Genomic DNA, 20705 nt, shown 5'->3' with positions numbered 1-20705 from the left:
CATGATCCTACCGGCGTATGGTCGAAGGCTCGTCAGCACGGCGATAGCCTAGCCAAATACCGTAACGGTTTGCCGGCTGATAGCGACCAACTCCCCCAGCGGAGTCCAGACCATTGCCGCAGCATGCCCATACCCGTCCCGCGCATGCTCGATCTCGGCGCGATAGAGCAGCCAGTCGTCGCTGGCTATGGCGGGTTGGGGTTGCACGAATTCGATCGTCCAGGTGAGCGAACTGGCTGGGGCCTTTTCCTTCAGATGAGGCAGGACCGCTGGCGGCCAGACATCGACCAGTCCAAGCAGATGGGCGGCACCGATGGCACCCTCGTCTTCCTTGAAGCGCATCCAGCCGCCCATCTCGCGTTTACGGCTGCCGCTGAATGGTAGATCTCCGAATGCCCAACGCACCGAGAAGTGGCGGAGGAAGGTCGGGTTTACGCCTTCGACGAAGGGCATCTCGACGCAGTCATGTGCCGGGCGTGCATGCGGAGGCGGATTGGCGGCAACGTCGACCACCGATTCACGGGACGCACCGAAGCTTCCCTGGATGATGCACATCACCTGCCCGCCCTGGATCGCGCGGCCGAGCATCTGGGTGACGGCCTTGCCTTCGCGCAGCACATCGGCTTCGACCTGCATCGGCTCACCGGGCGCGACCGGGCCGACGAAGGTGATCGCCAGTGAGCGCACCGGGCGACCTTCGGCCACCTTCTGGCGCATACCTTCATATACCAGCGCGGCGATCAGACCACCATATCCGGCGCGGCCCTGGGCCCAGCCGGTCGGCACTGTCACCTGATTATCGGATGCGGCTAGTTCAGCAAGCAGCTCAGCGAACGTCATCGTGTGGAAAGTCCCTGTTGTTGATTTCAGCCGATGGTAGGCTGGCGGTAGCTTGGTCGCAAAGGCGCGAAGAGTATCATAGCGACAGGGAATGATCAGTCATTTTCCAGGCGCCATTCTTTTGCCATCACTTGCCCGCAAAGCCGCTATCCAGGCGAACGCCAGCCAGGCTGGCGGAATGTCGGGCCAGTCATGTTCACCTGCACCATCGAGCGTCATGTCCGCCTCGCCGCAGCGCGCCAGCAAGCGGTCGTGCCACCAGATCAGATAGGCGCCCTTCCCCGGCTCCGCCTCGTTGACCATGCGCGTGCGCAGTCGCATCGGCAGTGATTCGAACAGCAACTGATCGATGCGGGGCGCGATCTTTCGCTCGTTGTCCAGATAGGCCGCGGCTGCCGAGCTGGGCAAGCTCAACTGCACGGCCAGCGTAGCCAGCTGATCGGCATATTGGCGATGCGTATGCAGAGGATCGAGCTTCGCACGCCAGCCAAGCTGTTGGCGCTCGATCGCCTCGACCAGAGTCGCTGCACCCGCCGCTGGCGCATCGAGCAGTGCCCCTAGCCAGCGCCGCTCTCGCACCGGGATACCCTGCAAAAGCAACAGCAGCTCCGCACTGCTCGATCCAGCGGCCGGTTGCCACAGGCCGATATCGACATCCCTCAAACCAGGCATTCGCGCGCAGCGCGACGGCCAGTCAGCCGGCGACAACTGCTTTTGCAGCGTGGTCCAGCGTTCGCTGAGCTCGTCGGCCGTGGCTTTCACCCAACGCTCAACCAGCCACCGCGGCCTGGATTTAAACTTGTTCTTCATCCTTGCCTCTGCCGAGCCGATCTTTGAGCCCTTGCACGATGCCGCGATTGTCTTCGATCAGCATGTCTTTGTCGGTTATCGGCACCGCTCGACAAAGATCAAGGGTGAAGTGTCCGAGACGCGAGCTGTACAAACTGATACCGACGCCCTGCCCGATACGGGCGGCCAGCTTTTCCATCAAACCGGAGAGAAGGCTGTCGCTGAGAGCACCGATTGCCATCTCCGTGCCGCCAGCCAGAGCGATGTTGCGCAATACATGACGCGCCAGGCGCAGGCGACCCAACTGACCAATTGGCAGACCGAAACAGACCGCTACTTTCTGCATCATGCGGATATTTCGCCAGACCACCAGCAGCAGGTCAACGGTCACCCACGGACTGGTGGCAACCAGCATGCCGGTGCCGATTGCGTCGCGCCGGACCATGCGCCGCGCCTGCTCATCAAGCGGCTGGTAAAACAGCAGGTTGAGCCGCCGGGCGATTTCCTCAGCGCTGTGCGAGACATCCAGGTCCTTGCACACGGCACGCAGTCGATCTGCCAGCGGCGTATCGCGATACAGCGCCTGAAGTCGGTCGAGCCAGTCGACACTCAACCGCTCGCGGCCGTCGCCGAGGGCTCGTTGCATCTCCAGGCGCAATTGTTCCAACGCGGTGAGGCGGGTACGCTGACGACGGATGTCACGCCAGGCGAGCAAACCGCTGACCGCCAGCGCCGCTCCCACGCCACCCAGCACAACGCCAGCCGCCGGCTGCCATTGCCATGCCGAGACCGTCCATTGGCTCCACTCGTAAACCGCGCCGCCGAATACGGCGGCCAGAGCCATTTTGCCCAACCGCTGCGGCCAACGACTGAGCGGCGGCGCGTTGAGCGCGCCAGGCAAAGGAAGCTGTTCTGCCAGTTCCTGCTCCCGGGGCGACAGGTTCGCCTCGCCGAGCACCCGGGTGATGTCCGGCTGGCTCGCCACGCTCGGCTCCCAGGTTTCGAGAATTCGCGTCTTGCCGGGATCCTTCATATTGACCGTCCCTCCAGCATCCAGGCGAGCAGATCGTCCATGCGGTAATGCGGAAAGGGCTCACTGCGATGCAGACTTGGCGGCGGCCGCAGCTTGAGTAGCTCCGGCCCGTCGACGGTCAGATCCAGAGGCAGGTGTTCGGGAATAGTGCCCGGCTGATAACGCACCCAACCCTGCCGGCCAACGAGGCCGGCTACCAGGGCATCGCCTTCCTGACGTGTGGCGCGGACGGCAGACAACGGTAGCCCCCGCACGCTGACCCCGCCATGGCGCACCTCGGACAGGCTATCGGTGATCAGATCTTCCAGGCATTGCTGCACAGCTCGCTGCTGTCCGGGGGTCACCTGGTCGACCTTGGTTGCGCAGATCGCCAGTCGATTGATGCGTGGTTTGAACAGCCGCTCGAAAAAGCTGCTAGGCCCGTAACGGAAGCTTTCCATAACCGCCTCGAGCGCGCCTTTGAGATCGCTTAGTGCCGGCTGGCCCGCGTCCATGGGCGCGAGCATATCGACTAGCAGCACCTGCCGATCCAGGCGACTGAAATGCTCGTCGAAAAAGCCTTTTACCAGATAATCGCGATAGTAACGAAAGCGCCCTTCGCATTGCGCCCACCAGCTTCCGGCCGGTCCGCTGGCGTGACGATTGCCCGCCAACAAAGGAACGAACGCGAGCATTTCAGGAGACACGCCGCTACCGGGGAGCAAAAAGCGTCCGGGCTGGTTACGCGCGAGGCCGGCCTGTGTCCGGCAGCGGCGCAGAAAGTCGGTCCATTGCGCGGTGAGTTCGTTCAGTTCTTGCGGGTCATGCGGCTGAGCCGGATCAATGGCCAGCAGCCGATCACGCAGCGGTCCGGCGATACTGCGACGCGGCTCGGCATCCAGCCAGCTGCGCATCTGCTCACACCAGTGACCGTAATCGACGCGCAGCAGCGGCAGGTCCAACAACCACTCGCCGGGGTAATCGAGTATTTCCAACCGTAGTGAGCGGGCTCCCTGCACCTTGCCGAGCAAACCCTGAGGCCGGAATCGCAGATCAATGACTACCCGCGACAGGTCGGTGGTCGATGCTGGCCACTCGGCCGGCTCCGAGGCCAGTGCGGCGAGCGAGTCGAGGTAGCCGAACGGCTGATCGACGCCGTCACGCTGCCAGCGCACCGACTCCAGCCGATCGAATGGCGGCCGCCGCGCAAGCAGCCCACGCCGATGGTTCTCGAGCTGGTTGATCAGGCTGGTAATGAATGTGGTTTTACCCGCAGCACTCAGACCAGTCACTCCCACCCGAAGGTGATGGCCAGTCAGACGCCCGGCCTGCTCTCTGGCCTGGCGCAACCAACGCTGATTTTTCACTCCCGCCATGCACTCACTCCGAAAATCATTTAAGGTCTAACCCAGTATTGCATAACCACTCAGCGCTATAGAGGATTGAGCCAATGGCTTATTCGGATACACATAGCAGGGGAATCGGATACCTGCTCTGGATTTTCGGTTTCATGGGCGCGCACCGCTTTTATTACGGCAAGCCCTGGACCGGGACTCTCTGGTTCTTCACGCTCGGCCTGTTCTTCATCGGCTGGATCATCGATCTGTTTCTGATTCCGGCAATGGACCGCAAGGCTGACCTGCGCTTTCGCAGCGGCCGGACCAACTTCAACCTTTGCTGGATTCTGCTGACTTTCCTCGGCATTTTCGGCGCCCATCGGCTGTACATGGGCAAGTGGATCACCGCGATCATCTACTTCTGCACCGGCGGGCTATTCCTGATTGGCGTGCTGTACGACTACTGGACCTTGAACGAGCAGATCTCGGTCAAGAACATGCAGCGGGACTGGTGACAGCGCCCGCCGATGGCGCAAAGCCAGTCTTCGAAAAAATGTCGGATCAGGTACACTGCGCCTTTTTTGCGACGAGGTAGCGATCCAGCGTGGAGATCTTCAAGGAATTCACCTTCGAGGCGGCTCATCGCCTGCCGCATGTTCCAGAAGGCCACAAGTGCGGGCGGCTGCACGGCCATTCGTTCATGGTCGCTATTCACATAGCCGGTGAAGTCGATCCACACACCGGCTGGATCCGCGATTTCTCCGAGCTCAAGTCGATCTTCAAGCCGATCTACGACCGACTCGACCACAACTACCTGAACGATATTCCGGGCCTGGAGAATCCTACCAGTGAAGTCATGGCTCGCTGGATCTGGAGCGAACTCAAGCCTCTGTTACCGGAACTGTGTCAGGTGACCATTCGGGAAACCTGCACCAGCGGCTGTATCTACCGCGGCGACTGATGATGCCAAACTGGCTGTAGGCTCTCGCCTCCCCACCTGCAGGCAACCGCAAGCTGGTTGCGGTATCCCGAACTCCCGGGAAACACGAACGGCGAATTACTATCGCAGCCTCCTCCGGAGGTCGCTCCGCCAACGGCTTCCGGCCCGCTGAGCTATCACCCGTCGGAAATTCCTTCGAAAAGATACCTGATGGCTACGCGCTATCATCTATCGCCGATATACTGACGTCAGTATTCTGCTATTGCATCTCGCAACCGCAGTGGCAACCATCCGTGGACTCGTGAATGCAGCAATCCGAACGCACCGTCGCTCTGACTGAAGCCGGCCCCAGCTTTCGCCACACGCGTCGCTCGCTGCTGCTGGTCGCAGGGCTTATGCTTTCGTTGTTCGTTGTCGCCAGCGCAGCTCTGGTCAAGATTGGTCTTGACCAGAATCAGGCTGCCATAGAGCAGTCCCGTCAGTACGCGACCCGAGCCATCGACGCTCGGTTGACCGCCCTGGAGTCGCTTGCCAGCGATTACGCTTTCTGGGGTGACGCTTACCTCAACCTGCACGTGACCGTCGACACCGAGTGGGCCTTTACGCGGCGCAACATGGGTCCTTCAATCTACGAGGACTTTGGGCACGAAGGCCTGCTTGTAGTCGGCCCTGAGAATGACACCACCTACGCAGTTATTAACGGCGAGCTGACCGATCTGTCAGCCGAGCGCTGGCTCGGTCGGGAACTTGATGAACTGGTCGCTCAGGCCCGGGATCAATACGAGTCCGAAGAACCCTTGAGCGCTATCCTCGGTGTGAACGGCCAGCCGGTGCTCGTCTCAGCTGCGCCGATTACCATAGGCAGCGACCCCACCGTAGAACCCGTGCCCGGTCCGGCCTCGGTGGTTTTTTTCGTCTCGCTCATGACACCCGACAAGCTAAGTGCTGCAGGGGAGGATCTCGGCGTCGAGGGCTTGCGCGTCGCTGACCAGAAGTCCACGCCCGAGGGCGCCAGACTCAACCTTGATACGCGCAGCTCCGACGCTATGGCCCTGACGTGGAACCCGCCGCGGCCAGGCGAGCAACTGTTCTACGTCATGTTGCCGTTACTTCTTCTGACCGGAGCATTATGTGCGGCCCTGACTCTGGCGATTCTGCGCCGCGCGTTCAGCACTGCGCGGGACGTGGATGCGAGCTATGCCTCGCTGGCAGCCAGCCAGGCGGCTCTGGCAACGAGCGAAGCGCGGTTTCGAGACGTGGCCGAGGCGTCATCCGACTGGATATGGGAAACCGATTCTGAGCTGCTGATCACCTACCTGTCCGATCGTTTTGCCAAGGTCACGGGCCACGCCCAGAAGGACTGGGTCGGACGTCCGATCACCGAATTCCTCAGATGCCCAGCAAACCTGGCTGCCTGGCTGGACGGAAAGATCGGGCGCGGCCCCGGCGGCGAGACCTGGCAGTGCTATTACATCGATCGGGCCGGCCGACGGCGGGTCTGCCTGGTGTCCCTGCGGTATATCGAAGATAGCCCGTTCGCCGGAGGGTACCGCGGCACCGCTCGTGATATCACCGACGAAGTCGAGGCGCGGGCGAAGATCGAGCATCTTTCACAGCACGACGCACTGACCGGCCTGCCCAATCGCAACCGCTTGCAGCAGTTTCTGGATGGCAAGCTCAAGGGCACCGCGGCCGAGAACGAGCCTCTAGCGATGCTGAGCATTGATCTGGATCGCTTCAAGCCGGTCAACGACACCTTCGGACATCAGGCTGGTGACCAGGTACTGACGGAGGTGGCCAGGCGACTGCGGAGCTGTCTTCGCGAGGGCGACCTGGTAGCGCGGCTGGGCGGCGATGAGTTCATCCTCATCGTCAGCGGGCTGGCCAACCAGGACGACATCGCCAGACTGTGCTCGCGCCTGATCGAAAGCGTTGAACGCGTCATCGACTACCGCAGTCAGCGCATCTATATCAGCGCCAGTATCGGCGTTGCCATCGCACCGCTCGATGCGACCGATCCGGCGGAGCTCCTCCGCTACGCAGACATTGCACTGTACGAGGCCAAGGGCGCCGGTCGCAAGACCTGGTGCTTCTACGCCAGCGACATGAACGAGCGCATCATCCAGCGAAACCAGCTGGAGCGCGATTTGCGCCAGGCGATCAAGGAACAGACGCTGCATATCGTCATGCAGCCGCGGTACCACATCAGCTCCGGCCGAATGATCGCGGCGGAAACGCTGGTACGTTGGTATCACCCGGTTCGAGGACAGCTTGGGCCTGACCTGTTCATTCCGATCGCCGAAGAGACAGGACTCATTCATCCGCTGAGCGCCTGGATCATGCGTAGCGCCTGTCTCGAGGCATTGACGTGGGAGAACGACGTGCGCGTTTCGGTCAACCTGTCACCGAGCGAATTCCGCCGCGGTGACCTGGTCGCCAAAGTGCGCGACGTTCTGCAGGAAACCGGCCTGGCCCCGCAGCGGCTGGAGCTGGAGATTACCGAGAACGTCATGCTTGAGGATGCCGACCGAGCCCTGGAAGTCATGCACCAGCTCAAAGCCCTGGGCGTCCGGCTGGCTATGGATGACTTCGGTACCGGCTATTCTTCGCTCAGTTACCTCAGCAACTTTCCCTTCGACGGCCTGAAGATCGATCGCGCGTTTATCGCCGGTCTCGGCGAGTCCGCCTCCAGTCAGGCAATAGTCGAGGCGGTTATCGCGCTGGGCAGCGCGCTTGACTTGACGATCACCGCCGAGGGCGTGGAAACCGCCGAGCAGCTTGAACAACTGAAGCGCCTAGGCTGCTTTGAGGCTCAGGGCTACTACCTCGATCGCCCAATGCATCCTGAAGAGCTGCGCAAAGCCATGAAACGCGCACAGCCTGTCGGAGAAAGGAGCTAACCGACGAATAGTTTGTTTCAATTAGGCTTGCTTCGCTCCGCTATCTAGACTGCAACCATCAAAAGGAGACTCCACCCATCCCATGATTGCGCATCCCGTCCCCCCGTTCGCCCGTTACGAGCGCGACCGCCTTCAAGCGCTGCGTCAGCTGAACCTGCTGGATACGCCACCAAGCGAGAGTTTCGATCGCATCACGCGTATGGCGGCTCGCCTGTTCGATCTGCCCATTGCGGCGGTGTCGCTTACCGACGAGGATCGGCAGTGGTTCAAATCCAGGGTGGGTGTCGAGCATTGGGAAATCCCGCGTGAACGGGCATGCTGCGGCGAAGTGGCCGATACCACGCAACTATTGGTAGTTGATGATCTGCTTGAGTCCGACATCTATCGCGACAGCGTGCTCGCAGAGTCAGGCATCCGCTTTTATGCCGGCGCGCCGCTGCTTACGCGGGAAGGGTATTGCCTAGGCGCCATGTGCGTGCTGGGGACGGAACCACGGAAGGCCAGCGCAGAGGAACTCGCGGCGCTGCAGGACCTGGCGGCGATGGTCATGGCACAAATCGAACTGCAGCACGCCTTCGGCAGGATCGAGCCGACCACCGGCCTGCCCAACCGCAGCCAGTTCGTCGAAGATCTCGATGATCTGGCGCGGGATGCGCCCGACACGCAGCGCTTCGCTGTGTTCGTCGAGTTGCTCGATGCGCAGCAGATCTCGACGGTGCAGCGCGTAGTGGGTCAGGCTGCACTCGACAGCCTGTCGCGAGAAGCGGCTCGTTTCCTGTCCGGCTTGCTATCCGCCGGGGCGCGGGTTTATCAGCTGGGCCCGTGTCAATATCTCTATCTATGCGCTCTCGCTGACGAGACCAGCGTCGTCAATCACGCCTTGCGCCTGCGCCAGGAGCTGCTGTTACTGGCGCAGCAACACAGCACGTCGATCAACATCCGCCCTGCCCTGGGGGTCGCACCGTTCCGCCCAGGATCGGTCGATGCGACAGACCTGCTACGTACGGCGCAAAGCGCTTGTCTCGATGCGCGCGCTACGGAATCCGGGGTAGGCCTGTTTTCGGTAACGGTCGATGCGGGTCACCAGCGCCGCTTTACGCTCATTTCCGATCTGCGTGGTGCGCTTACAAGCGACCATCAGCTGCGCCTCGCCTTTCAACCGCGTGTCGACGCCGGTAGTGGGAAATGCCTCGGCGCCGAAGCCTTGTTGCGTTGGACTCATCCAGTCCTGGGTGAGATCTCTCCGGCCGAGTTCATTCCGCTGATCGAAGAGACACCGCTGGCCCGTCCTTTGACTGCCTGGGTCATGCGCGCTGCCATCGAGCGCAGCGCTGCGTGGAATGCGCAAGGACGCAACCTGCGCGTTTCAGTAAACATTTCCGCAGCGAACCTGGATGAGGAAGACTTTGCGGCGAATGTCCTGGCCATGATGGCTGAGTTCGATCTTCCCAGCTCCGCATTGGAAATTGAGCTGACGGAAAGCGCGCTGATTGGCAATAGTCGCTCGGCTTCGGATCAGCTCAATACCCTGCTCGCCCAAGGCATCACTGTGGCGATCGACGACTTCGGTACCGGCTACAGCAGCCTTGCCTACCTGCAGGAAATTCCGGCACACGTGGTCAAGATCGATCGTTCATTCGTCAGTCGCCTGGACACCCACACACGTAGCCAGACGCTGGTGCGCAACATGATCGCCATGGCGCACGAGATGGGTTACAGCGTGGTTGCCGAAGGCGTGGAGACAACAGAATCCAGAGACTTCCTCAGCGATCTCGGTTGCGAGGAGCTGCAGGGATATTTGATCGCCAGGCCCATGTCCGCCGACAGCATGGAGCAGTGGCTCGACAAGCAAGAACAGCCCTGAGCGAGGATTTCGCCGAACCGATTGGGCATAATGCGCGCGTCTCGCTGCAAGGGTCCCAACGTGATGAAACCTGAAGATCTGCTACTCCTGGTCACTCGGCAGATGCCCTTTGGAAAGTACAAAGGCCGGCTCATCGCCGATCTGCCTGGTCACTATCTCAACTGGTTCGCCCGCGAAGGATTTCCGCCGGGCGAGATCGGACGTCTGCTCGCGTTGATGCAGGAAATCGACCACAACGGGCTATCGCCCCTGCTCGACCCGCTACGCTCCACGCCGCGAATGCGCTGACCCGGTCATGATCTCGCCATGGTCCAGGCTGCGCTGGAAGACATTCACCACACCGGTCCGGAGCTGCTGATCCAGACCGCCCGCGTTTAGATGGGATCATTGCGGGTGAGCAGCTCGTCCGGGAGATGAACGATCCAGTCCTCGGCCTGGGGCGGCATTTGCACGTGGTAGCCCTGCTGTTGCAGGTTACGAATGACGGTTGCTGCATCTTCCCTGGCCAGCTTGCGCTGTTCGTCGAGCTCGAGGTCCATGGCATGTTCCAGCGCGCCGGCCATGCGCATCAACGGCTCAGGCAGACTCGTCACATCCGCTCCGCGTTTCAGGTAGATATACATGCCCTGCTTGCGCTTGCTCCGATAGATCGAGCATTCAATCGACATCATTGCTCTCCTGGGTACCGTTGGCTACCTGCAGCAGTTGCTCACCCATCAGGTCTCGCCGCCAACCGCTGAGTTCATCGGGTAGCTCGTAAGGGCCGCCGGGGTAACCAGTACGAACCAATGCCTCGAGAAATTTCTTGCGCAACATGATTTCCGGCGCGATGCCGAGGCGAACGGCATGGGCCTGTCCGACTTTGCGAAGCGCCTTGAGCACACGATTGGCATCGGCCGGGAGTGGCTCGGGCAGGCGGTCCGGCCATTGTTCCTGGGGCACCGCCTTGCCCTGGCGAATCAGGTCGAGAATTTGCTGCCCGTCATGTCGCACCGAGCGCGGATGCATGTCATCGATGCGAGCCAGATCCTGCAGGCTTTCCGGCTGACGTTGGGCGAGCGGCACCATTGCCGTCTCGCGCAACAGACGATTGCGCGCCTGGTCGCGCGAGCGGGATTCACGCTCGCGCCAGGCGGCCAGCAACTGAAGGATAGCCAGTTGATCCGGTCGCAGCCGCCACGCCTGCTTGATGCTCCGATAGGCAAGATCCGGATCCTGCTGCAAGCCGACGGCAGCGGACTGCTCTGCGGTATCGCTAAGCAGCCAGCCGGTAAAGCCCGCCTCCTCGATACGCGGAGCGAGGACCTGGTAGATGGCGGCGAGGTGAATGGCGTCGTCGGCAGCATATTGCAGCTGCGTTTCGCTCAGGGGACGCTGGAGCCAGTCCGAGCGGGTTTCGTCCTTCGACAACTCTATACCCAGCAGTGCATTGACCAGACGGGAATAACCCATCGAGAAATCCATGCCCAGATACGCGGCCGCGAGCTGGGTGTCGAACAGCGGTTGCGGCACCGCACCACAAAGGTGATGAAACACTTCCAGATCTTCGCTGCACGAGTGCAAGACCTTGACTACGCGCGGATTTCTCAGCAGCGCGACCAGAGGCGACCAGTCCGTAATCGCAAGCGGGTCGATCAGATAAGCCGCCTCGCCATCTCCGATCTGGATCAGCCCGGCGATCGGGTAGAAGGTTTCGGTGCGCACGAACTCGGTGTCGACTGCCACGAACGGCAGCTGCTGCCAGCGCTCGCACCAGCGGGCGAGTTCGGAATTCTCGGCGATCATCAGGGGCCGGGCCCGGTTTGCAGTCATGTCGCGGTTCCTTGAGCGGGGCGTCAGTATAACTGATCGACGGCTCAAGGCTCGGCTTCAAAGCGATACGGAAAGTGTCCTGTCACCATCAAGATTGATCCGTATCAACCGATACAGTCCATGGGTTCTTATAATTGGCGCTCAACCGCGCCGCATGGCACGGAACGAGCGCAGCGAGTGGAGCAGGCATGGCTTTTCAGCATTTACCGTTGAAGTACAAGTTCTGGGCGGTCAATGGGGTGACCTTCATCAGCACTTTGCTGTTGGTGCTGGTCGCGCTATGGGTCGAACAGCGGACCCTCCATCAGGAGCGCCAGGGGGTCGCCTCAGAGCTGATTAGCCATATTCAGATGGGCGTTGAGGTGCCGCATCTGCGCTGGTTGCCTGCTGACGCGATGAATGCAGCCCAGGGGTCGCTGGGCGCCACGCCGCGCTGGATCGACGCTGCAGACTTGCCGCCGCGCATCTCGGATGAACTCTATGGCGCCTGGGCCATGCACAAGGATGGCCAGCCAGCCTATCTCGCGGTGCGCCAACAACCCTATTTCGAATTGCTCGTCGCCCAGGCGCCATTCTACGCCGTAGCGGTCTTCGTGCTGATGCTCGGCGTATTGATCGTCTCCCAGCTGCTGATCCTCTTCATCACCCGGCACATTACCGCTCTGCGTGATGTCATGTTGGCGGTACAGGAAACCGGCGATCTGACCCTTCGCGCCAGGGCCGATTCACGCGACGAGGTTGGCTCCATCGCCCGCGCATTCAATGCTATGCAGAGTTCGCAGCAGGACGTTGTCGGGGCAGTCCGACGCGCAGCGGAAGATCTTGACCGCGGCACAGCGGAACTCGCCCGGCTGATGAGCCAGGTACGCGACGGCATGATCGCTCAGCAAGGTGAAACCGATATGGTTGCCGCAGCAGCCAATGAAATGAGCGCTACCGTACAGGACATTGCCGGCAATACTGCGGCATCGCGAGACCAGTCAGACCAGGCGGACCGGCTAGCGCGCAATGGTCGCGATCAGGTACTCAAAGTTAGCGAAACCATTACCGGGTTGGCGACCAGCATCGAGCGTTGTACCCGACACATGCAGAAGCTCGAAGGCCACAGCCAGGAAATCAGCGGCGTGGTCCGCGTGATTCGAGAGATCGCCGAACAGACCAACCTGCTTGCGTTGAATGCAGCCATCGAGGCCGCGCGCGCCGGCGAATCCGGTCGCGGCTTCGCTGTGGTTGCCGATGAAGTAAGGGCTCTTGCCCAGCGCGTACAGAAGTCGACTGATGAAATCCATCGAATGATCGAGGCGCTGCAGGCCGGGACTCAGGATGCGGTAAGAGATATGCAAGCCAGTGCGCAGCTGACGCATGACTCGGTGGAACAGGTGGAGGAAGCAGGTGCCTCGCTTGGTCGTATTACTACCGCCGTTAGTCAGATCCTGACAGGCAATAGCGAAATCGCATCGGCGGTGCAGCAGCAAAGCCAGGCAGCCGAAGCGATCACCCAAAGCGTGGTGCAGATTCGCGATGTTACCGAACAAACCGTGGAGCAGACTCACCGCAGCGCTTCGACCAGCGAGCAGCTGGCCGCCCTCGCCCACCAACTGAGCGGATCGGTCAGCAAGCTGCGGACCTGATCCGTGAGCCGGGCAGCCTCGCTGCCCGGTATTGAGTTACTGCAACGAAATACGTTCGCGATTCTTTTCGACAGTCGCGGCGCCGATACCAGTAACCGAGCTGAGCGCATCCGCCGACTCGAACTGGCCGTGCTCCTCGCGATAGGCAACGATCGCCTGCGCTTTCGACTCCCCCACACCCTGCAGGCTTTCCGCAATTTCTGCCGCGCTGGCGGTATTGATGTTGACCGAGACGGCTGGGGCAGTGGTTTCAGCGAAGGCTGGCGTAACGAGCCATGCGGATGCGACGAGGATGAGCGTGCTGATCAGTTTTTTCATGATTCACTCCTTGAAGTTGATATGGGCCGTACAACAAGGGTGACTACAGAGGCTTACTGCTCGAAACACCCGCTTCCCTGCGGCAGGCGTACCCTATGGCAAAATCCGATCGATGCCAAACGGGATGTCCGAAAATGTGAACCGCTAGGCAACCAAAGCGCCGCTTCGTGCGAGGTGCAGGGAGTCGGCCCGCCATACGACGGGCACGATTCAGATCAGACTGCGTCGAGACCGCGCTGCAGGTCTGCACGGATATCAGCAACGTCTTCCAGACCAACCGCAACCCGAATCAGGTTGTCACGGATGCCTGCCGCTGCCCGGGCGTCCGGCGTGAGCCGACCGTGGGTTGTGGTGGCCGGATGAGTGATGGTCGACTTGGCATCGCCTAGATTGGCGGTGATGGAAAGCAACCGAGTCGCATCGATGAAACGCCACGCCTCCTCGCGCCCGCCGCGCACCTCGAAGCTGACCACTGCACCGAAGGCGCTTTGCTGCGCGCGTGCTAGCGCATGCTGCGGGTGGCTGGACAAGCCGGCGTAATAGACATGTTCGACCTGCGGCTGTTGCTCCAGCCACTCGGCCAGCGCTTGCGCGCTAGTACAATGCGCCTGCATGCGCAGACGCAGCGTTTCGAGCCCTTTGAGGAACACCCAGGCGTTGAACGGACTCATCGTCGGCCCGGCCGTGCGCAGGAATCCGACAATTTCCTGCATATGTTCGCGGCGACCGGCAACCACACCACCGAGCGCCCGGCCCTGGCCATCGATGTACTTGGTGGCGGAGTGAATGATGATGTCCGCACCAAGCTCAAGGGGCTTCTGAAGCGCCGGGGTGCAAAAGCAGTTATCCACGGCCAGCAGAGCGCCCTGTTCGTGAGCCACGTCGGCCAGACCGCGAATGTCGACCAGTTCGGCCAGTGGGTTGGACGGAGACTCGACAAAGAACAGGCGAGTATTGGCACGGCACGCTGCGCGCCAACCCTGCAGATCGGCGAGAGGAACGTAATCGACCTCGACACCGAAGCGCTTGAAGTATTTCTCGAACAGCGTAACCGTTGCGCCAAACACGCTGCGGGAGACAACGATGTGATCGCCGGCCGAGCACAGACTCATGACCGTTGCGAGGATAGCCGCCATGCCTGAAGCCGTAGCGACGGCCTGTTCGGCACCCTCCAGCGCTGCAATGCGCTGCTCGAAGGTCCGCACGGTCGGGTTCATGTAGCGAGAGTAAACGTTGCCAGGCGCGTCGCCGGCGAAACAGGCTGCCGCGTCCGCTGCGGTGCGGAACACATAGCTCGAGGTCAGGTACAACGCCTCGCCATGCTCGGCCTCCGGCCCGCGTCGCTGACCAGCGCGCACGGCCAGGGTATCGAACGCAACGTCATCCAGATCGCTGTCGAGCCGGCCGGCTTCCCATTCATTGCTCATCGCTCTTTCCCCTCACCACAGCACCGCGAGGCACTGAGGCTTATCGTCCGCCCGCTAAGCCGGGCTCAGTTGTTGTGCAGGTCAATGATCGCGCTGGCAACGTTGCCCTGCGACATGGCCGCATCGTTTCGTGCCTGCTCGATCTTGCCAAGATAGGCTTCGTTCACATCACCAGTGACGTATTTGCCATCGAAAACCGAGCAGTCGAACTCGGTTATGTTCGGGTTGCCTTCGCGCACCGCTTCGACCAGATCTTCCAGATCCTGATAGATCAGCCAGTCGGCACCGATAAGCTCAGCCACTTCTTCGGTGGTACGACCGTGGGCGATCAGCTCATGCGCACTGGGCATGTCGATGCCGTAGACGTTCGGGTAGCGAACCGCAGGGGCTGCCGAGCAGAAGTAAACGTTTTTCGCTCCAGCTTCCCGGGCCATCTGGATGATCTGCTTGCAGGTGGTGCCACGGACGATGGAGTCATCGACCAGCATCACGTTCTTGCCGCGGAATTCCAATTCGATGGCGTTGAGCTTCTGCCGTACCGATTTCTTCCGTGCCGCCTGCCCGGGCATGATGAACGTGCGGCCGATATATCGATTCTTGACGAAGCCCTCACGAAACTTCACACCGAGATGGTTCGCCAGCTCCACTGCCGAGGTACGACTGGTATCCGGGATCGGGATGACCACATCGATGCCGTGATCGGGACGCTCGCGAAGAATCTTCTCGGCGAGCTTCTCGCCCATGCGCAGACGCGCCTTGTACACCAGAACGCCATCGATCATCGAATCAGGACGAGCGAGATACACGTGCTCGAAGATGCACGGAGCGTAATGACCATTCGTGGCGCACTGCAGCGTATGCAATTGGCCGTCGTTGGTGATGTACACCGCTTCACCTGGTTCAAGGTCGCGGATCAGCTCGAAGCCGAGCACGTCCAGCGCCACGCTTTCCGAGGCGATCATGTATTCGACACCGTGCTCGGTGTCACGCTTGCCGAAGACGATCGGACGGATGCCGTTGGGATCGCGGAAGCCGACGACGCCGTAGCCGGTGATCATTGCGATGGCGGCATATCCGCCACGGCAGCGGTTATGCACTGCCCTGACCGCATTGAAGATGTCATCCTGATTCGGGCGCAGCTTTCCGCCGCCAGCCAATTCATGGGCGAAGACGTTCAGCAGTACTTCGGAATCGGAGTTGGTATTCACATGGCGCAGATCGGCTTCGTAGATTTCACGCGACAACTGCTCCACGTTTGTCAGGTTGCCGTTGTGGGCCAAGGTGATCCCATAGGGCGAGTTGACGTAGAACGGCTGCGCTTCGGCCGAACTCGAAGACCCTGCAGTCGGGTAGCGAACATGCCCGATGCCCATGTTTCCGATCAGCCGCTGCATGTGACGTTGATGGAAGACGTCGCGAACGAGGCCATTGTCCTTGCGCAGGAACAGCCGACCGCTGTCGCAGGTCACGATGCCGGCGGCGTCCTGGCCGCGATGCTGCAGGACGGTCAGGGCATCATAGAGCGCCTGGTTGACGTTCGACTTACCTACAATGCCAACAATGCCACACATGGCTGAACACCTTTCGTTGAGATTTGAAACGCTCACGCCTTTCGGGCGCGGACATCAGCGTCCGAACATGCCAAGAATGAAACCCTTGGACCAGTCGGCCACCAGAAGAAAATGAGGAATCAGCTCGGACTCACGCCACCAGGTATCGGCTTCCACTGGCGCCAGACTCAGCAGCCCTACCGCGACCACTACCAGCAACACACCACGAGCCGCGCCGAAAACCATTCCGAGAAACCGGTCTGTGCCAGTGAGCCCGGTGACCAGCACCAGTTGCCCGATGAGATAGTTGATCAGACCTCCGAGGATCAGCGTCAACACGAACAGAATGGCGCAGGCAGTGATGACGCGTATGGAGGGGGTCTCTATGTAGCCGACCAGCAGCTCGGCCAGCGCCCCGCCGAAGGCCCATGCAACCAAGCCGGCGACCACCCAGGTCACCAATGACAGGGCTTCCTTGACGAAGCCTCGCGTCAGACTGATCAGAGCCGATACGGCCACGATCCCTATGATCAGCCAATCCACCCAGGCAAATGTCACGCTGCGTTACCCTGCTACCGAAAGAAGGCCATTCTAACAGAGGCGGATACCGTCTCGAAACAATCCAGACGATCTAACGGGCACGCGTAGACGCATCATAGGCGACGACCAAACCTTTGCTTCCACTACGGCGAGCCAGTTCGTCGCGCAACCGATTCGCCCCTTCTCGATCGACAACCGGACCGACGAAGACGCGCGTGATGCTCTTTCCGTCAACTTCGGACGGGACCGTATAAGCGTTATAGCCCTGGGTGCGCAGCTTTTCCGCGAGCCCGCTAGCGTTGCCGGCACTGGAGAAGCTGCCAAGCTGCACGACCCAGTCGCCCTGCGGTGCAACCGGGGCGGAAGCTGCAGGAGTCGCCGGGGCTGGCGGCGGTGCGACCGCAGGAGCGACCGGTGCCGCGGTGGCGACAGCAGGTTGAGGCGGCGCATCAGGCTCGGAAGGACGTGGCGGGTCGATCGGATCAGGCGTCGGGATACTTGGCGGGATATCCGGAAGTTGTTCCGGCTCGGACAGCTCGACCGGCGCCGCTCGCGCGATGGGGGTGGGGTCCAGCTCCGGCGGCTCCGGCGCATCGATTTCCACGCGAACCGTCTCGTCCTGCCCGGATAGCAGCATGGGAAGGAAAATCACAGCGGCGATCACCAGAACGATAGCGCCGATGATTCGCTGCTTGAGTCCGTTATCCATTGGTCAACTCCTGAACCTGGTTCGAAAGCCAGAGTATGGCCTCAGCCACACAGAAAAACGATCCGAAGACAACGATTTCCGTGCCCGCCGGTGTCTCGTCGAGAGAAAGTTGCAGAGCCTCGGCCACCGAGTCGCACGCCTCGGCGCGCTCTCCGGTGGCGATCAGATGCGTTACCAGATCCCGCGCCGGACGGCTGCGCGGGCTCGGCAGCGGCGCCACCGACCAGCTTTCGAAAACGCCGTGCAGCTCGGCCACTATGCCGCTCAGATCCTTGTCCGCGAGCAATCCGAAAACAGCGTGGCGCGGCACTGGATCAGTGCGCAGCGTGTGAGCAAGAAACGCCGCTGCGTGTGGATTATGTCCCACATCGAGCAGCAGCTTACGCGGCTGCCCATGCCAGCTAATGGTCCGTCTTTCCAGTCGGCCCGCAACGAAGGCGTCGCGGAGGGCCTGCTCGGCAACGGCGACCGGCAGGTCCAGCCCGGCCAGCCAGAACGCTTGAACGGCCAGAACGAGGTTGTCGATGGGTAGCTGTACCTCGGGCAGCGCCAATTGCTTCGGCTGCCCGCTAGCCGAGAGGCCGACGAGGATGGGACCGGGTTCACTCTGCCTGACGGAAAAGTCACTATCGCGTAGTACCAGTCGTGCCTGGCGACGCTCGATTTCGTCGGTGAAGCTCGAGGGCAGGTCCCGCTCGCCGCATACAAGCGGCCGGGCGGCACGGGCAATCCCGGCTTTTTCATAGCCGACCGAATCACGCGTATCACCTAGATACTCGGCGTGATCGAGTCCGATGCTGGTTACGATAGCGACGTCCGCATCAACCAGATTCACCGCATCGAGACGCCCGCCCAGGCCTACTTCGAGCACCACTGCCGCAACCTCAGCCCGTCGGAACAGCCAGAGCGCCGCGAGGGTGCCAAATTCGAAATAGGTAAGCGAAACATGCTCGCGGGCCGCTTCGATTGCCTCGAATGCCAGACACAGGTCTGCGTCTGAAACCGGAGCGCCGCCGATCGCGACGCGTTCGTTGTAATTCAACAAATGAGGTGAGGTATACAGACCAGTGCGCAACCCGCCAGCACGCAGCAAGCTGTCGAGACCGGCACAGGCCGAGCCTTTGCCGTTGGTACCGGTTACCGTGAAGACCAGATCGGCGGGCTTTAGCACGCCGAGTCGGTCCGCCACTTCGGCAACTCGCGCAAGCCCCATGTCGATTTCCCGCGGATGCAGCCCCTCGAGATGTGCCAGCCACTCGGGCAGGCTGCGCGGAAGCATCAGACCTCGCCGTCGGGTAGCGCTACCGGCTGGTCGACCGGTGCGGGCTGGTTAAGCAGCATGGAAAGTATGCTGGCCAGACGGTCACGCATTTCGTTACGCGGGATGATCATGTCCAGCGCGCCATGTTCGAGGAGAAACTCGCTGCGCTGGAATCCGGCCGGCAGTTTCTCTCGAACCGTTTGCTCGATGACACGCGGTCCGGCGAAACCGATCAGCGCGTTGGGCTCGGCAATATTAAGATCACCAAGCATGGCCAGACTCGCGGATACACCACCATACACCGGATCGGTCATGACGGAGATAAAGGGAATGCCTTCTTCCTTGAGCCGCGCGAGCGCAGCACTGGTCTTGGCCATCTGCATCAGCGAGAACAGCGCCTCCTGCATGCGCGCGCCGCCTGAAGCGGGGAAGCAGACATAGGGAATGCGTTCGCGTAGCGCGACCTCGGCGCCGCGCACGAACCGGGCGCCGACAACACTGCCCATGGAGCCGCCCATGAAGTTGAACTCGAATGCGCTCGCTACCAGCGGCATGCCCTTCAGCGTCCCCTGCATGACGACAAGCGCATCTTTCTCGCCTGTCTCTTTCTGCGCCGCGCTGAGCCGATCCTTGTACTTCTTGGTATCGCGAAACTTCAGCTTGTCGATCGGCTCGAGTTCCGCGGCGATCTCGCTGCGTCCATCTTCGTCCAGGAAGATGTCGAGTCGCCGCCGGGCATTGATGCGCAAGTGGTGGTTGCACTTCGGGCACACGTCCAGATTCTTTTCCAGCTCTGGCCGGTACTGCACCGCGTCGCACGACGGGCATTTCCGCCAAAGTCCTTCGGGTACGCTGCTCTTCTGAGCCTCGGAGCGCACGATGGAAGGAATCAGTTTGTCCACCAGCCAGTTGCTCATCGCCAATCCTTATCTGTTATTCAGTACCAATTCGGGGGTCGCTCAACTGTCCATTGCGCTGCGCATATCGCGAATGATCGCACTGATCGCCTCGCGGGCGCGTTCAGGCTGATCGGCGTGGCGAGCGATTTCGTTCACCAGCACCGAGCCGACGACAACACCGTCCGCCACGGCAGCGACGGCCTTGGCCGAAGCGCCATCACGGATACCGAAACCGACTCCGATGGGCAGATCAGTTACGGTGCGCAGTTTTTCCAGTTTTGCTGCTACATCGGTGACGTCCAATGCACTGGAGCCGGTCACACCCTTGAGTGAAACATAATAGACATAGCCACTGGCACGTGTACAAATCTCCCTCGCCCGATCCAAGGTAGTGGTCGGTGAGAGCAGAAAGATGCACTCCAGGCCATGGTGCTTGAAAAGCTCGATGACATCGTCAGCTTCCTCAGGTGGCAGATCGACGGTCAGCAGGCCGTCCACGCCGGATTCGGAGGCATGCCGGGCGAATTCTTCGTAGCCCATGCGCTCGATGGGGTTCAGATAACCCATCAGAACGACAGGCGTCGAGTCATTGGTCTGGCGGAACTGGGCGACCATGTCCAGCACCTGGCGCAAGCTGACGTGGTGAGCCAGCGCGCGCTCCATGGCCAACTGGATCACCGGACCATCAGCCATCGGATCGGAGAATGGAATACCCAGCTCGATAATGTCGGCGCCTGCGTCGACCAGCGCGTGCATCAGAGGCAGCGTCATGGACGGCTGCGGATCACCCGCGGTGACGTAAGGAATGAGTGCCTTGCGACCCTGGGCACGCAAAGACTGGAAACATGTTTGAATTCGGCTCATGGCGTACTCGTG

Annotated in this window: 20 protein-coding genes; 6 read left to right on the top strand and 14 right to left on the bottom strand. The window is 61.1% G+C overall.

Annotated elements, in window-relative coordinates:
* Positions 1-48 precede the first annotated feature (48 nt).
* From BLT85_RS05015 to BLT85_RS05000, 4 genes are all read right to left on the bottom strand, one after another.
* Positions 49-840 carry an acyl-CoA thioesterase gene (locus tag BLT85_RS05015; protein WP_093392125.1) on the bottom strand — a complete coding sequence of 264 codons (792 nt, stop codon included), beginning with the start codon at positions 838-840 and terminating at the stop codon, positions 49-51.
* 99 nt (positions 841-939) lie between these two features.
* Positions 940-1650: a hypothetical protein gene (locus tag BLT85_RS05010; protein ID WP_093392124.1), complete on the bottom strand. Its 711-nt coding sequence runs from the start codon at positions 1648-1650 to the stop codon at positions 940-942.
* Positions 1634-2662 carry a TIGR01620 family protein gene (locus BLT85_RS05005; protein ID WP_093392123.1) on the bottom strand — a complete coding sequence of 343 codons (1029 nt, stop codon included), beginning with the start codon at positions 2660-2662 and terminating at the stop codon, positions 1634-1636. The genes BLT85_RS05010 and BLT85_RS05005 overlap by 17 nt, the downstream gene beginning before the upstream one ends.
* Complete coding sequence (locus BLT85_RS05000) at positions 2659-4017, bottom strand: YcjX family protein (protein ID WP_093392122.1); 1359 nt, start codon at positions 4015-4017, stop codon at positions 2659-2661. Before BLT85_RS05000 ends, BLT85_RS05005 begins: the two co-directional genes overlap by 4 nt.
* Before the next feature lie 74 nt (positions 4018-4091).
* Between BLT85_RS05000 and BLT85_RS04995 the strand changes: the two genes are divergently transcribed.
* From BLT85_RS04995 to BLT85_RS04975, 5 genes are all read left to right on the top strand, one after another.
* A complete protein-coding gene (locus BLT85_RS04995) occupies positions 4092-4493 on the top strand; it encodes an NINE protein (RefSeq protein ID WP_093392121.1) in 402 nt (133 codons plus the stop codon).
* An 89-nt stretch (positions 4494-4582) separates the two neighbouring features.
* On the top strand, positions 4583-4939 hold the full coding sequence (queD, locus tag BLT85_RS04990) for a 6-carboxytetrahydropterin synthase QueD (protein WP_093392120.1): 357 nt from the start codon (positions 4583-4585) through the stop codon (positions 4937-4939).
* Between the two features lie 284 nt (positions 4940-5223).
* Positions 5224-7818 carry a bifunctional diguanylate cyclase/phosphodiesterase gene (locus tag BLT85_RS04985; protein WP_093392119.1) on the top strand — a complete coding sequence of 865 codons (2595 nt, stop codon included), beginning with the start codon at positions 5224-5226 and terminating at the stop codon, positions 7816-7818.
* Between the two features lie 82 nt (positions 7819-7900).
* On the top strand, positions 7901-9682 hold the full coding sequence (locus BLT85_RS04980; RefSeq protein WP_093392118.1) for a putative bifunctional diguanylate cyclase/phosphodiesterase: 1782 nt from the start codon (positions 7901-7903) through the stop codon (positions 9680-9682).
* A 63-nt stretch (positions 9683-9745) separates the two neighbouring features.
* A complete protein-coding gene (locus BLT85_RS04975; protein ID WP_093397410.1) occupies positions 9746-9970 on the top strand; it encodes a DUF3820 family protein in 225 nt (74 codons plus the stop codon).
* An 86-nt stretch (positions 9971-10056) separates the two neighbouring features.
* Here BLT85_RS04975 and BLT85_RS04970 read toward each other — a convergent pair whose 3' ends face one another.
* Together BLT85_RS04970 and rnd are read right to left on the bottom strand one after the other, a co-directional pair.
* Entirely contained in the window at positions 10057-10353 is a 297-nt protein-coding gene (locus BLT85_RS04970) for a YcgL domain-containing protein (protein WP_407920159.1), read from the bottom strand.
* Positions 10340-11494 carry a ribonuclease D gene (gene rnd, locus BLT85_RS04965; RefSeq protein ID WP_407920158.1) on the bottom strand — a complete coding sequence of 385 codons (1155 nt, stop codon included), beginning with the start codon at positions 11492-11494 and terminating at the stop codon, positions 10340-10342. Before rnd ends, BLT85_RS04970 begins: the two co-directional genes overlap by 14 nt.
* A gap of 188 nt (positions 11495-11682) precedes the next feature.
* Here rnd and BLT85_RS04960 point away from each other — a divergent pair, with 188 nt between their 5' ends.
* A complete protein-coding gene (locus BLT85_RS04960; protein ID WP_093392116.1) occupies positions 11683-13125 on the top strand; it encodes a methyl-accepting chemotaxis protein in 1443 nt (480 codons plus the stop codon).
* A gap of 36 nt (positions 13126-13161) precedes the next feature.
* Here the strand turns inward: BLT85_RS04960 and BLT85_RS04955 are convergent, their stop codons facing one another.
* The 8 genes from BLT85_RS04955 to trpA all read right to left on the bottom strand — a co-directional run bounded on the left by BLT85_RS04955 (position 13162) and on the right by trpA (position 20693).
* Positions 13162-13443, bottom strand: coding sequence for a ComEA family DNA-binding protein (locus tag BLT85_RS04955; protein ID WP_093392115.1), 282 nt, complete (start codon positions 13441-13443; stop codon positions 13162-13164).
* A gap of 215 nt (positions 13444-13658) precedes the next feature.
* Positions 13659-14870: an O-succinylhomoserine sulfhydrylase gene (locus BLT85_RS04950; RefSeq protein ID WP_093392114.1), complete on the bottom strand. Its 1212-nt coding sequence runs from the start codon at positions 14868-14870 to the stop codon at positions 13659-13661.
* A 65-nt stretch (positions 14871-14935) separates the two neighbouring features.
* Positions 14936-16441 carry an amidophosphoribosyltransferase gene (purF, locus tag BLT85_RS04945; RefSeq protein ID WP_093392113.1) on the bottom strand — a complete coding sequence of 502 codons (1506 nt, stop codon included), beginning with the start codon at positions 16439-16441 and terminating at the stop codon, positions 14936-14938.
* A 54-nt stretch (positions 16442-16495) separates the two neighbouring features.
* Entirely contained in the window at positions 16496-16978 is a 483-nt protein-coding gene (locus tag BLT85_RS04940; protein ID WP_093392112.1) for a CvpA family protein, read from the bottom strand.
* 73 nt (positions 16979-17051) lie between these two features.
* Entirely contained in the window at positions 17052-17669 is a 618-nt protein-coding gene (locus BLT85_RS04935; RefSeq protein WP_093392111.1) for an SPOR domain-containing protein, read from the bottom strand.
* Positions 17662-18948 carry a bifunctional tetrahydrofolate synthase/dihydrofolate synthase gene (gene folC, locus BLT85_RS04930; RefSeq protein ID WP_093392110.1) on the bottom strand — a complete coding sequence of 429 codons (1287 nt, stop codon included), beginning with the start codon at positions 18946-18948 and terminating at the stop codon, positions 17662-17664. The genes BLT85_RS04935 and folC overlap by 8 nt, the downstream gene beginning before the upstream one ends.
* A complete protein-coding gene (gene accD / locus BLT85_RS04925) occupies positions 18948-19847 on the bottom strand; it encodes an acetyl-CoA carboxylase, carboxyltransferase subunit beta (RefSeq protein WP_093392109.1) in 900 nt (299 codons plus the stop codon). The genes folC and accD overlap by 1 nt, the downstream gene beginning before the upstream one ends.
* A 42-nt stretch (positions 19848-19889) precedes the next feature.
* Entirely contained in the window at positions 19890-20693 is an 804-nt protein-coding gene (gene trpA, locus BLT85_RS04920; RefSeq protein WP_093392108.1) for a tryptophan synthase subunit alpha, read from the bottom strand.
* Between the last annotated feature and the right edge of the window lie 12 nt (positions 20694-20705).

Origin of the sequence: Halopseudomonas xinjiangensis (assembly GCF_900104945.1) — a bacterium.
Classification (GTDB): Bacteria; Pseudomonadota; Gammaproteobacteria; order Pseudomonadales; family Pseudomonadaceae; genus Halopseudomonas; species Halopseudomonas xinjiangensis.
Note: the sequence above shows the minus strand (reverse complement) of the source record. Positions and strands in the feature narration are given on the sequence as shown.

Bases quoted from the DNA above. Each gene is read 5' to 3' on its own strand.
- folC (WP_093392110.1), bottom strand. From the start codon at position 18,948: ATGCTTCCGCGCAGCCTGCCCGAGTGGCTGGCACATCTCGAGGGGCTG.
- trpA (WP_093392108.1), bottom strand. From the start codon at position 20,693: ATGAGCCGAATTCAAACATGTTTCCAGTCTTTGCGTGCCCAGGGTCGC.
- BLT85_RS04950 (WP_093392114.1), bottom strand. From the start codon at position 14,870: ATGAGCAATGAATGGGAAGCCGGCCGGCTCGACAGCGATCTGGATGAC.
- BLT85_RS05005 (WP_093392123.1), bottom strand. From the start codon at position 2,662: ATGAAGGATCCCGGCAAGACGCGAATTCTCGAAACCTGGGAGCCGAGC.
- BLT85_RS04995 (WP_093392121.1), top strand. From the start codon at position 4,092: ATGGCTTATTCGGATACACATAGCAGGGGAATCGGATACCTGCTCTGG.
- BLT85_RS04970 (WP_407920159.1), bottom strand. From the start codon at position 10,353: ATGATGTCGATTGAATGCTCGATCTATCGGAGCAAGCGCAAGCAGGGC.
- BLT85_RS04975 (WP_093397410.1), top strand. From the start codon at position 9,746: ATGAAACCTGAAGATCTGCTACTCCTGGTCACTCGGCAGATGCCCTTT.
- BLT85_RS05015 (WP_093392125.1), bottom strand. From the start codon at position 840: ATGACGTTCGCTGAGCTGCTTGCTGAACTAGCCGCATCCGATAATCAG.
- purF (WP_093392113.1), bottom strand. From the start codon at position 16,441: ATGTGTGGCATTGTTGGCATTGTAGGTAAGTCGAACGTCAACCAGGCG.
- BLT85_RS05010 (WP_093392124.1), bottom strand. From the start codon at position 1,650: ATGAAGAACAAGTTTAAATCCAGGCCGCGGTGGCTGGTTGAGCGTTGG.
- accD (WP_093392109.1), bottom strand. From the start codon at position 19,847: ATGAGCAACTGGCTGGTGGACAAACTGATTCCTTCCATCGTGCGCTCC.
- BLT85_RS04935 (WP_093392111.1), bottom strand. From the start codon at position 17,669: ATGGATAACGGACTCAAGCAGCGAATCATCGGCGCTATCGTTCTGGTG.
- rnd (WP_407920158.1), bottom strand. From the start codon at position 11,494: ATGACTGCAAACCGGGCCCGGCCCCTGATGATCGCCGAGAATTCCGAA.
- BLT85_RS04960 (WP_093392116.1), top strand. From the start codon at position 11,683: ATGGCTTTTCAGCATTTACCGTTGAAGTACAAGTTCTGGGCGGTCAAT.
- BLT85_RS04980 (WP_093392118.1), top strand. From the start codon at position 7,901: ATGATTGCGCATCCCGTCCCCCCGTTCGCCCGTTACGAGCGCGACCGC.
- BLT85_RS05000 (WP_093392122.1), bottom strand. From the start codon at position 4,017: ATGGCGGGAGTGAAAAATCAGCGTTGGTTGCGCCAGGCCAGAGAGCAG.
- BLT85_RS04985 (WP_093392119.1), top strand. From the start codon at position 5,224: ATGCAGCAATCCGAACGCACCGTCGCTCTGACTGAAGCCGGCCCCAGC.
- BLT85_RS04955 (WP_093392115.1), bottom strand. From the start codon at position 13,443: ATGAAAAAACTGATCAGCACGCTCATCCTCGTCGCATCCGCATGGCTC.